At 45.5% G+C, this 12,084-nt stretch carries 9 protein-coding genes; 6 read left to right on the forward strand and 3 right to left on the reverse strand.

Annotated features, from left to right (window positions below):
- Positions 1 to 164 precede the first annotated feature (164 nt).
- From HOP38_RS23280 to HOP38_RS23300, 5 genes are all read left to right on the forward strand, one after another.
- Complete coding sequence (locus HOP38_RS23280; RefSeq protein ID WP_198559110.1) at positions 165 to 1,856, forward strand: L-lactate permease; 1,692 nt, start codon at positions 165 to 167, stop codon at positions 1,854 to 1,856.
- A 152-nt stretch (positions 1,857 to 2,008) separates the two neighbouring features.
- Positions 2,009 to 2,764 carry a (Fe-S)-binding protein gene (locus HOP38_RS23285; RefSeq protein WP_198559111.1) on the forward strand — a complete coding sequence of 252 codons (756 nt, stop codon included), beginning with the start codon at positions 2,009 to 2,011 and terminating at the stop codon, positions 2,762 to 2,764.
- Positions 2,764 to 4,197 (forward strand): LutB/LldF family L-lactate oxidation iron-sulfur protein, encoded by a 1,434-nt coding sequence (locus tag HOP38_RS23290; protein WP_198559112.1) that lies wholly within the window; start codon positions 2,764 to 2,766, stop codon positions 4,195 to 4,197. Before HOP38_RS23285 ends, HOP38_RS23290 begins: the two co-directional genes overlap by 1 nt.
- A 14-nt stretch (positions 4,198 to 4,211) precedes the next feature.
- The gene (locus HOP38_RS23295) at positions 4,212 to 4,877 is read left to right on the forward strand and encodes a LutC/YkgG family protein (RefSeq protein ID WP_038227161.1); all 666 of its coding nucleotides are present in this window, start codon (positions 4,212 to 4,214) and stop codon (positions 4,875 to 4,877) included.
- Positions 4,878 to 4,894: 17 nt separating this feature from the next.
- Positions 4,895 to 7,768 (forward strand): FAD-binding and (Fe-S)-binding domain-containing protein, encoded by a 2,874-nt coding sequence (locus tag HOP38_RS23300; protein WP_198559113.1) that lies wholly within the window; start codon positions 4,895 to 4,897, stop codon positions 7,766 to 7,768.
- Positions 7,769 to 7,822: 54 nt separating this feature from the next.
- Here the strand turns inward: HOP38_RS23300 and HOP38_RS23305 are convergent, their stop codons facing one another.
- Positions 7,823 to 8,890, reverse strand: coding sequence for a GGDEF domain-containing protein (locus tag HOP38_RS23305; RefSeq protein ID WP_242456592.1), 1,068 nt, complete (start codon positions 8,888 to 8,890; stop codon positions 7,823 to 7,825).
- Positions 8,891 to 9,358: 468 nt separating this feature from the next.
- Between HOP38_RS23305 and HOP38_RS23310 the strand changes: the two genes are divergently transcribed.
- Positions 9,359 to 9,700: a helix-turn-helix domain-containing protein gene (locus tag HOP38_RS23310; protein ID WP_124941341.1), complete on the forward strand. Its 342-nt coding sequence runs from the start codon at positions 9,359 to 9,361 to the stop codon at positions 9,698 to 9,700.
- A 111-nt stretch (positions 9,701 to 9,811) separates the two neighbouring features.
- Here HOP38_RS23310 and mepA read toward each other — a convergent pair whose 3' ends face one another.
- Both mepA and HOP38_RS23320 read right to left on the reverse strand, forming a co-directional pair.
- Positions 9,812 to 10,648, reverse strand: coding sequence for a penicillin-insensitive murein endopeptidase (mepA, locus tag HOP38_RS23315; RefSeq protein ID WP_088879063.1), 837 nt, complete (start codon positions 10,646 to 10,648; stop codon positions 9,812 to 9,814).
- A 360-nt stretch (positions 10,649 to 11,008) separates the two neighbouring features.
- On the reverse strand, positions 11,009 to 12,016 hold the full coding sequence (locus HOP38_RS23320) for an adenosine deaminase (RefSeq protein ID WP_031493983.1): 1,008 nt from the start codon (positions 12,014 to 12,016) through the stop codon (positions 11,009 to 11,011).
- Positions 12,017 to 12,084: the final 68 nt, after the last annotated feature.

The following is a 12,084-nucleotide window of genomic DNA, read 5'->3' on the forward strand; positions in this document are numbered from 1 at the left end:
TTATGCCAATTTTGGAAATAATCATTTTCATTATTTCTCTATATCAACAAAAAATAAAGGGATAAATTCACCCCACCTTAACAACCCTATTACAAAAATAATAAAGACAACTTCGCCCATTCACATAGTTGGAGTGGATGAGCTAAGACAAAAGGAAGTAACCCATGTCTGAAACTCTATTAGCCCTCGTGGCATTTTCGCCTATCGTTGTCGCGGCCATCTTACTGGTCGGTCTCAATTGGCCCGCAAAAAAAGCTATGCCTGTTGCATTTGGACTTACCGTAATTATTGCCCTATTTGCTTGGGATATGTCGGTCACTCGCGTTCTCGCGTCGGTATTTCAAGGCTTTGGAATTACCGTCTCCGTACTCTGGATAGTGTTTGGTGCAATTTTCTTGCTCAACACCCTCAAACATACAGGAGCCATCACCACAATTCGTAACGGTTTCACCGACATTTCCCCCGACCGTCGAGTGCAAGCTATCATCATCGCGTGGTGTTTTGGCTCCTTCATTGAGGGCGCATCTGGGTTTGGAACCCCTGCAGCAATTGCAGCACCGCTGCTTGTCGCCATTGGCTTCCCTGCGCTAGCTGCGGTATTAATGGGTATGATGATTCAATCTACACCCGTCTCTTTTGGCGCGGTAGGTACCCCTATCATAGTCGGTGTAAACAAAGGTCTTGATACCCACAATATCACCGAGTCTTTGGTTTCTCACGGCGCTTCATGGGACATGTATTTGCAGCAAATTACGGCTAACGTTGCCATTATTCATGCCTGTGTTGGAACCCTCATGCCAGTTCTCATGGCAATGATGTTAACCCGTTTCTTTGGTAAGAATCGCAGCTGGACAGAAGGTCTAGACATCCTGCCATTTGCACTATTTGCTGGTGTTGCGTTTACTATTCCATATGCGCTTACAGGCATTCTTCTCGGCCCTGAGTTCCCATCACTCATTGGCGGGCTTTTCGGCCTAGCCATCGTCGTCAGTGCGGCAAAAAAGGGCTTCCTAGTACCGAAATCAAAATGGGATTTTGAAAGCGAAGATAAATGGCCAACTGAGTGGCTAGGTTCGTTGAAAATGGATCTTTCCGAATCAAACGGAAAGCCAATGTCGATGGCCGTCGCCTGGCTACCTTATGTACTGTTAGCCGTCATCTTGGTGGCTAGCCGAGTCAGCTCTGAGTTTAAAGGCTTCCTGACCAGTGTGAGTCTATCGTTCAGCAATATTCTTGGAGAGACTGGTATTAGCACAACTATTCAGCCTCTATATTTGCCGGGCGGAATCCTAGTGTTCGTTGCCTTGTTGGCAGTCATTATTCAATCACGCAGTGCGAAACCACTGGTCGCCGCTTTTGGTGAATCGAGCAAAACGCTTATAGGGGCGGGCTTTGTTCTTGTGTTTACCATCCCGATGGTTCGTATCTTCATTAACTCTGGGGTAAACGGTGCCGATCTAGCGAGCATGCCAGTAACCACGGCTAATTTAGCCTCTGCCATGGTTGGTGAAGCTTTTCCTGCGCTAAGTGCCACAATCGGTGCTTTAGGAGCATTCATTGCGGGCTCAAATACGGTGTCTAACATGATGTTCAGCCAGTTCCAGTTCGAAGTTGCACAGACTCTTACTATTTCAACCACTGCTGTGATTGCATTGCAAGCGGTAGGAGCAGCAGCCGGTAACATGATCGCTATTCATAACGTCGTCGCTGCCTCTGCCACCGTAGGACTACTTGGACGTGAAGGCTTAACGTTACGCAGGACGGTTATACCCACATTCTATTACTTAGTCGTTACCGGTCTCATTGGATTGGCTCTGGTTTACGGCTTCCATTTCACCGATGCCTTGATGAACTGATTTAGGTTCAATTAACCACGCACTTACCTCGTTTGTTGAGTGAAGTTGTGAATTATCTCAAGAAGGTAAGTGCGCTTATTTTTCAGAATGTTACATCTAGTCTATATAAGAATATAAACCCATAAAAATGGGTCTGGTGCTGGAGCAAAGCAATGCGAATCTATCCCTCAAAACCGAGCAAAGTTTATTTTTATGCCACTTGCCTCGTCGATGTATTTGACCCTGAAGCGGGTCTTGATGCGATGACATTGCTGAAGCAACAAGGTATCGATGTAGAGTTTGTTGAAAAACAAACGTGCTGCGGTCAGCCAGCTTATACCTCAGGTTATGAAAATGAAGCTAAGCAAGTCGCGCAAAGCCAAATGGACCTGTTCACAGAAGAAATTCCTGTGATCGTATTATCCGGTTCCTGTGGAGGAATGATGCACCATCATTATCGTCGATTATTCAAAGGCGATAAGAACCAAGCCCAAGTGGATAGCTTTTGTGACCGTGTCTTTGAACTCACTGAATTCTTAGTAAATGTTTGCCGTGTGAGGCTAGATGATAAAGGTCAACCAACGAGTGTTGTCATGCATACTTCTTGCGCTGCTAGGAGAGAAATGAACGTCCACGTTACCGCCACAGACTTGCTCAGCCAACTGTCCAATGTCGAACTGAGAATGCAAGATTACGAGAGTGAGTGTTGCGGCTTTGGTGGCAGCTTTTCGGTCAGACATCCAAATATTTCCCAAGCGATGGTTGAAGACAAAACTCGACACATCGAAGCAACAGCATCAGATACTTTAGTAAGTGCTGACTGGGGTTGCTTACTCAATATTAACGGCGCTTTTGAATATCAAGGCAAAGCCATCAAAGGCCGCCATATAGCCTCATTTTTGCTAGAACGTACCCAAGGAGAATCCTAATGAGCCAGACTCCTGAACAGTTTCACGCCCTAGCAAAAGACGCTCTAGCCGATAAGCAGCTTAGAGCTAATTTCCGTGGCGCAATGGACTACCTGCGCGATAAACGTAAAACAGCTTTCTCTGATTTGGATGAAGAGAAGCAGACCCGCGACCTGGCCGAAGCCATTCGTCAGCGCTGTCTTAGTAAGTTACCGGAGCTGCTCGAACAACTGGAATTCAACTGTTATCGAAACGGTATCCAAGTCCATTGGGCAGAAAATCCAGAGCAAGCTAATGCGATTATCGCCTCTATTGCTTCCGAGCATGACGCCAAAAGCATCATCAAAGGTAAGTCTATGGTCAGTGAAGAGATTGAGATGAACCATGAGATGGCAAAACTGGGTATCGAATGTCTTGAAAGCGACATGGGCGAGTACATAGTGCAACTTGATGGTGACAAACCATCGCACATCATCATGCCGGCTATCCACAAGAATAAGCAAGAAGTCAGTGACACATTCGAAGCAAATCTTGAGGGGTTTAGTCCTACCACCGACGTTGATAGCTTGATTCAGACCGGACGTACTCGCTTGAGACAAAAGTTCTTTGAAGCCGACATCGGCTTATCGGGCGTGAACTTTGCCGTAGCTGAAACGGGAACGCTGTGTTTGGTAGAAAATGAAGGCAATGGCAGGATGTCTACCACAGTACCTAACGTCCACATCGCGATTACCGGTATCGAAAAAGTCGTTGAATACCTCGCAGACGTGCCGCCTTTGTATAGCGCGTTGACTCGTTCTGCCACTGGGCAGGCAATTACGACCTACTTCAATATGATCAGCTCTCCTCGTAAAGCAGGAGAGAAAGACGGACCTCAGGAAGTCCACTTAATTTTGCTCGACAACGGCCGTAGCCAAGCCTTCCAAGACGAAGAGCTACGCAAAACGTTGCAATGTATTCGCTGTGGAGCATGCATGAATCACTGCCCTGTTTATACCAAGATTGGTGGCCACGCCTATGGCACCGTTTATCCCGGCCCAATTGGCAAGATCATTTCTCCTCACCTATTGGGAATCGATAAAACTAAAGATCTCGTGACGGCTTCAAGTCTATGTGGCGCGTGTGGTGAAGTGTGTCCAGTACGCATCCCTATTCCAGAAATGCTATTACGCCTGCGTAAAGAAGCGAAGAACAAAGCGAGTAAAGATAACCTAGAACTCAACGGACAGAACGCAGCACACAGCAAAATGGAGTCTGCGGCGATGAAAGGGTTTGCTTTAGCCGCAAGTTCATCCCATCTCTACCATGCAGGGACATTTATGGCGACAAAAATGCAGAGCTTAATTCCAAATAAACTGGGTGCCTGGACACAATGTCGAACCAGTCCTAAACCAGCTAAGAAAACACTGCATCAAATTATGGTTGAGAAAAATAAGGCCGAGCCTAAGAAGTGACAGAGGAAATGAGCATGAATACAAGACTTGCGAAAGATAACATTCTTGGGCGCCTAAAACAGGCAAAGCGAACCCCCAAAACAGCCGAAGAGATGGCGTTTTTTCCTTGGGGTAGTCACCCAGATATTACGGCAGATGATAAAGCCCAACGCTTCTTTGACATGATGACAGCAAACCACGCCGATGTTCGAGTCACCACAAGAGCGGAATTAAGCCCTACTTTACAATCCGTTATGGAGCAATATCAATTTCAGAACATCGCAATTGGCACGGCTGGTGAATACATCAACGATTTTGAAGTCGCCACCAGCACACGAAACGTTACCACATTCAATAAAGAAATTGAGCAATGGAAATCTGAACTGTTTAACGATATTGATGTAGGTATCACACACACCCTTGGAGGTATCGCTGATACTGGTGCTTTGATACTTTGGCCTACAGAGCATGAGCCTAGAACACTATCGCTAGTGCCTCCGAGCCACATTGCTGTCGTTAAGAAATCAGCATTGTATGGTCATTTCTTGCAGGTGATGCAAGAGAACAACTGGAATCATTACATGCCGACAAACGCGCTATTAATATCTGGCCCTTCGAAAACTGCAGATATCCAACAAACGCTCGCCTATGGCGCACACGGACCAAGCCAGCTGATCGTGTTACTGCTGGAAGACGAATAAGAATAAAGGACACTGGAATGAGCCATGTAGACGCTAAGACACAACAAGAACTCAATAGCAAAGAACAACGCTACTCAGTAGTAAAACAGCAACTCGCCACCAAAATTGATAGCGAACGCATCATCACAGACGATGCACAACGTCTGGCTTATGGTACCGATGCCAGTTTCTATCGACTCATTCCTCAGATCGTTCTAAGACTCAAAGATCTCGATGAGGTGGTGTTCGCTATCCAATGCTGCAAAGAACACAACGTCCCTTTCACGTTTCGTGCGGCAGGGACTAGCCTTTCAGGGCAAGCGGTATCAGACTCCATATTGATTGCTCTTACTGACGACTGGCGCGGTCATACCATTATCAATGATGGCGCACAAATAAAACTGCAACCTGGTGTCATTGGCGCTGATGCGAATAAATATCTACTGCCTTTCCAACGAAAAATCGGGCCAGATCCAGCGTCGATCAATACGTGTAAAATCGGCGGAATTGCAGCTAATAATGCCAGCGGCATGTGTTGTGGTACTGCACAAAACTCATATCGTACTGTTGAGAGCATGAAATTAGTGTTCGCAGATGGCTCAATTTTGGATACGGGGAGTCAACAAAGTATTGAGAGTTTTAAACAGACCAACCCGAGTTTGATTGAAGGACTCAAAACATTAGCCGAAGAAACGCAAGCCAATAACGAACTGGCTAGTAAAATTGCCCACAAGTACCGATTAAAAAACACCACTGGATACGCTTTAAACGCACTCGTCGATTATTCTGATCCTATCGAAGTCCTTGAGCACCTTATGATTGGTTCAGAAGGTACATTAGGTTTCATTGCTGAAATTACTTACAACACTGTTGTAGAACATGAGTTCAAAGCCTCTACTTTGCTGGTTTTCTCTAACATTGAAGAAGCAAGCCAAGCAGTGACAACGCTATCGAGTACCCCAGTCGCTGCCGTGGAGATGATGGATGGTCGAGCGCTGCGCTCAGTAGCCGACAAACCGGGTATGCCAAGCTTTATTCAGCAACTCGACCTAGAAGCAACCGCTCTGCTTATCGAAGTCCACGCCTCAGACAAAACCACACTGGATGCTCACACTACGAAAGTGATGGCATCACTTTCGGATTACACCATTATTGAGTCGGTGCCATTTACCCTTGACCCGAGTACTGTCGCAACGCTCTGGGGTATTCGCAAAGGCATGTTCCCTGCTGTTGGTGCTGTGCGTGAAGTGGGCACCACCGTCATTATTGAGGACGTTGCATTCCCAGTAGAAAATTTGGCTGCTGGAGTTCGAGATCTACAGCAACTGTTTGACAAATATCAGTACGATGAAGCCATCATCTTTGGCCATGCGCTTGAAGGCAACTTGCACTTTGTCTTCACTCAAGGTTTCGATAGCCAATCGGAAATCGAACGCTACGGTGGCTTTATGGATGATGTAGCTGATTTAGTCGCAGTAAAGTATCAAGGTTCATTAAAGGCCGAGCACGGTACAGGGCGAAACATGGCGCCTTACGTCGAGCTTGAATGGGGACAAGAAGGCTATGCCTTAATGCAACGCATCAAGACCTTGTTCGATCCTCAAGGATTATTGAATCCGGGCGTCATCATCAATGACAACCCACATTCGCACATCGAAAACCTCAAACCTATGCCCGCGGCCGACGATATTGTTGATCGTTGCATCGAGTGTGGCTTCTGCGAACCCGTATGCCCATCACGTACCCTCACCCTTTCTCCTAGACAACGTATTGTTCTATTCCGGGAGCTGCAACGTCGCCGAGCCAATGGCGAATCAACTCAAGCTAGCGAGCTAGAAAAGGTATTTGAGTATCAAGGCTTGGATACCTGTGCAGCAACTGGTTTATGTGCTGATCGTTGTCCTGTCGGTATCAATACAGGGGAATTGGTGAAGAAGCTGCGTGCTCCTAAGTATGAGAAGTTTCGACCCATCGCAAAATGGACAGCTGATCATTTTAGTGCGACAACCACTATCGCAAGGTTTGGCCTCAAGAGCGGTCACGTAGCCTCTAATCTCCTTGGGGCGCAACGAGTGGCGAATATCGCCAAAGGAATGCGCTCAATCACTAAAAACGCCACACCTGCATGGCTCGCAGAGACACCAAACGGAAGTAACTTCGATATTGAAAAAGCGCTCGATGACAAGCCAGCTGCAAACTCAACAATAAAGAAAGTCGTGTATCTCCCATCGTGTGCAAGTCGCAATATGCAAACTCAACCCGCAGCAAGGGATCAACGCTCCCTAGAAGAGGTGACATTGTCACTTATTTCAAAGGCTGGATTTGAATTGGTTACGCCTAAAAAGCTGAGTGACCAATGTTGTGGTATGCCCTACGACAGTAAAGGCATGGTGGATATAGCAATACAAAAGAGTCTTCAACTTGAAGACGCATTATGGGAAGCCAGCGAAAACGGTACATACCCTATTCTCATGGACACCAGTCCATGCGCAAAACGCAGTATTGAGCAATTCACCAAACCCATGACCATTGTTGAGCCAGTCAAGTTTACCCACGATTACTTGTTAGATACTTTGGCATTGGCACCGATAGACGAAACTGTGATGCTTCATGTTACCTGCAGTTCTAGACGTATGGGTTTAGAGCAGCCAATGTTGAATCTCGCTAAGGCTTGCGCCAGCGATGTGGTTTTACCCGAACACATTCAATGCTGTGGCTGGGCAGGAGACAAAGGTTTTACCACTCCAGAGCTAAATGAAGCAGCGGTTGCTCCGCTTAAGCAGCAAGTTCCAAGTGGATGTACACGAGGCTTTAGCAACAGTATTACTTGTGAAATAGGCCTGTCTCATCACAGCGGTATTCCTTACCAATCCATCCTCTATTTGGTGGATGAAGTTGCCCAAACTAAATAGCAAAACGCCCCTCACTAATGAGGGGCGTTTTTTTAATTATATTCCACACGCCAACTATGCATAGCGCATGTCCAAAGACGTCAAAGTGCATGAGCACACCTTGTTTCGCCCTGACTCTTTAGCTTCATAAAGCGCTTTATCCGCTCGCCCAACCAATGAATCCCATGATTCATCATCGACAAGCTGAGCAACACCAAAACTGCAACTAATAGAAAATTCTTCACCCTTAATGTTGCCGTACTTTTCGACTCGAAGGCGTAGTTGTTCAGCTAATGCTCGAGCTTGATGCAAATCCATGTCGTAAAGCACCACCATAATTTCATCCCCACCAAATCGAAACGTCGTATTGCCACCATTTAACGAATCTTGAATGATATCTGATACTTTGCGAATTACTTTGTCTCCTGCGATATGTCCGTATCTGTCATTGATCATCTTGAAGAAATCAATATCAAGCATAATGACACTCACATTGGTTCCCCGAGCAAGCTGTTTTGGTAAATCTTCTTCAATGTAAACTTCAAGAGCTCGTCTATTACCGAGCTGAGTTAAGGGGTCAAAATAAGAAAGCGCGTTAATAGCTTTCACTTGTCTGCCATTGATCATCCACAACATACTGAAGCTAATAGAAACAATGAGAAAAATGCTAAGTAAGAAAGCCATCGAGTGTACAAACCCAGCGTCCATAAACTGCACGATTGCCTCCCCCGAAATGGCGTAGTAACTTCGATAAACCATGAAGCTGCCATACAGCACAAACGTCAACACCATGGTTCTTACTGCAAGAGGTAAGTCTTGTTGCTTTCCGACTGACATAACTCTCGCCGACACCAGAGTAACTAAAGCTAAATAGCTCGTTATAGCCACAATTCGGTTCTCAATAGATGCTTGGTAATAGGTAAAATAAACAAAAGACAAAAACACCAAGGGAATCGTCGTCATACACCAATAAGAGTATTGCAGCTTGGATTGCCTAAACTCACATAGGCTATGCAGTATCATTTGAAATGCACAGGCAATCAGCATGTTAGCCGTAATGACCGTGAGAAACTCGGGCAAAAGCCCGCGAAAGCTTATCAAAAGCGGTCCCGTTCCCATTACCAACAAAGCCAATGAAAACATAGTCAAACCCGCAACCTTTTGCTGAGAACGTTGATAGAGCAGAAGCCCGATACAGTAGACGCAACTAAAAAGTATAATGATAAAATTAAGCGTCCTCATATCGAGAGAAAACGCATCCATAACCACCGCCCGAAGTACTATTCCTTATCAATTAACAACAATTCATTCATCAAACAAATTGAATATACTCAGGGATACTAGAATAAATAGGCCGGTTTTGTCTGTGACTCATAGGAAATGAGATCCACCTCACTAATAAAGATGTCATTAGATTGATCAAATTATCGCTTCGACTTTCGACACGGTATCCACTTTCAGCCGAAATTGCAGAATCCTTTCACTATTCGCACGCAGTATTTACTTGGCTTGCACGTTATTGACAACCGTTTTAGGCATCTAGGGTTGAATAGGCGGCGATTAAATGAAGAGGGAACCTACCTTCTCGATATTGCAGGGGTTAAACAAATAATGAACTTTACACAACAGGATACCGAAGCACTTTATCGGGTCTGGATGTCTCAAAAGGCAAAGATGCATATCACGCAAATGGAAGTGGCTAAACGTTTGAATTTGAGTCAACTTGAACTATCCAACCGCCTTAACGGAAATGTGCCACTAGATACCACTTTTATAGACCGATTTTGTAAGCTACTGCACATTGATCCAACTTACCACTTGCCATCTCTTCGCGGCTCAGTTGAGGCAGTGTCTAGCACTGATCGCCTTTATAATACGCGCCTCACAGTAGATGGCGACATCACTAACATTCGTGTCGATGGAAATCAAGTAACGATAGAGTACCGTATCTAACTGTTATTTCATTGTTTCCACTACACTAATGTCCAGCCGTCTTCTGGCTGGAACAAGCACCGAAGGGGATCACTCCCCTTCAACCTGCTTAGTTAGAAACCTGAATTAGCATTATGGCTCACTAAGCAGCGCTACACATTCGTTGTATTTGGGTCGAGGTGTTTTCTTTTTCTTCACTACTACTTTCTCGGGCTTCGAAGCTTTTTTCGCGGGAATATACGGTTTCCAAGAAGCTAGCTCCGCACCACAGCCATCTCCGGGTGGAGGCGCATTTTGCGCTACGCATTGCTCATCCCCTTCTGGACAATGCAACCTTACGTGAAAATGGTAATAGTGCCCCCACCATGGCCGTACCTTTCGCAGCCAGTCTCGTTCTTTCCATGACACTTCGCACAACTGCTTTTTGATTAGAGGGTGAACGAAAATTCTCGCGACACGATCGTCAACCGCCGCAACCTGAATCAATAATGAATGATTACTGGTCCATTTGTCCTTTTTGAAACGATACTTGTCGATGTCGACCACCGGATAGGGTTCTGGGTCTTGCAATTCTTGCTTTGAAAGTGGCTCATTAGGTAGTCGTAACCAGATATCGGCGTCCAGCCCAGTTTGATGACTGGCATGTCCTGATGTGAATCGCCCCCCTCGTGGCATGGCAATATCACCCACCAGAAGTTGCCCCATGCCCAGCCGATCGACCTTGCTAGCTAGATCGGTTAGGTAGCGGATCATATCTTGATGCCCGTAATAACGGTTACGCTGAGCACGAATGACCTGATATCCAGTGCCATCTAGAGAGAGCTCTTCTCCCCCAGCTAAACATCCGTTGGCGTAGCTGCCAATTGATGAGGAAGCGCCTTTACTAGGAACCGTAATTTCATCCCAAGAACGGTCAAGCGCATAACTGCTGATTGGTATTAGTAACGACAGCAACAGTCCATATTTCATCATCATGTTCCCCTGCATTCCATATGAAACTAGAACAGACCACTAAAAGCATAGTGTGAACCCGATACGATTGCCTGCTCACATTCGAGAATAAAGTAAATGAGAGAAAAGACCTGGCTCGTGATCTCAATCCGAGTAGTGGAGCGAATTTGATATACAGAAGTTGAAATGTTTCACAAATGTAAAGAAAAACAGCTTTATTGTGCTGGTTATTATTGAAGCCAAAAGAGTAACACGCTAAAAATAAGGAACTCAATTGCCCTAATGACAATTGAGTAACTGTATAAGTCGTCATTCCTTTTTTGAGGCTGCCACCTTTTTCGGGAGTGACGACTTTGCTCTTCCTACCGGTGAATCCCTTTAACTAAAACGCGCCACATAATCAATAACTCTGCTGCGATACTCTCGCTTCATGGACTCATCAATAAAACTTGCGTCAATGGCGTTAATTGTCAATTGCGCCAGCTCTTGGTGGGTCATATCGTGCGCTTCACTTACCGCTTTGAAATTGTCTGTCATATAACCACCAAAATAAGCTGGGTCGTCTGAGTTAATAGTAACCGCGACACCTTTGCGAAGTAGACTCACAATATTGTGCTGCGACATATCATCAAATACACACAGCTTGATGTTTGATAGTGGGCAGACGGTTAACGGCATTTTCGTCTCAATAAGACGCGCAACGAGTTCGTCACTTTCCACACAGCGAACACCATGGTCAACCCGGCTTACGCCTAATAGCTCTATGGCATCAACGATGTTCTGAGCAGGCCCCTCTTCTCCAGCATGCGCAACAGTCAAAAAGCCATGTTCTTTAGCCATTTTAAACACACGTGCGAACTTCTCTGGTGGATGGCCTTGCTCAGAAGAATCCAACCCCACCCCTACAATCAGATCTTTGTGTGGCAAAGCTTGTTTGAGCGTCTCGATCGCAGAATCTTCAGAAAGATGCCTTAAAAAGCACATAATGATTTGTGAGGTAATACCCAGTGTCGTTTCACCGTCTTGCAGTGCACGGTGAATACCTTTAATCACCGTCTCAAAGGCTATCCCTCTCTCTGTATGTGTTTGAGGATCAAAGAAGATCTCGGTATGAATAACATTATCTGCTTTACAGCGCTCCAAATAGGCCCATGTTAAGTCGTAAAAATCTTGCTCGCTAATAAGAGCATTCGCACCTTGATAATAGATATCGAGAAACGACTGCAAATCTTCAAAGTCGTAGGCCGTGCGCAGTGCTTCAGGTGAGGCATAAGGAAGTGAGATACCATTTCGTTGTGCTAGTTTAAACAGAAGCTCTGGCTCTAATGACCCTTCGATATGGAGGTGCAACTCTACTTTGGGAAGATCTTGAATAAATGCGTTCATATTCCACCTATTATGATTGTTGTGGGTGCACTTACTCTAAGTATAGGAATAATTTGAGGTAATTTTCG

It is taken from the genome of Vibrio mediterranei (assembly GCF_013364395.1).
Lineage (GTDB): Bacteria > Pseudomonadota > Gammaproteobacteria > Enterobacterales > Vibrionaceae > Vibrio > Vibrio mediterranei.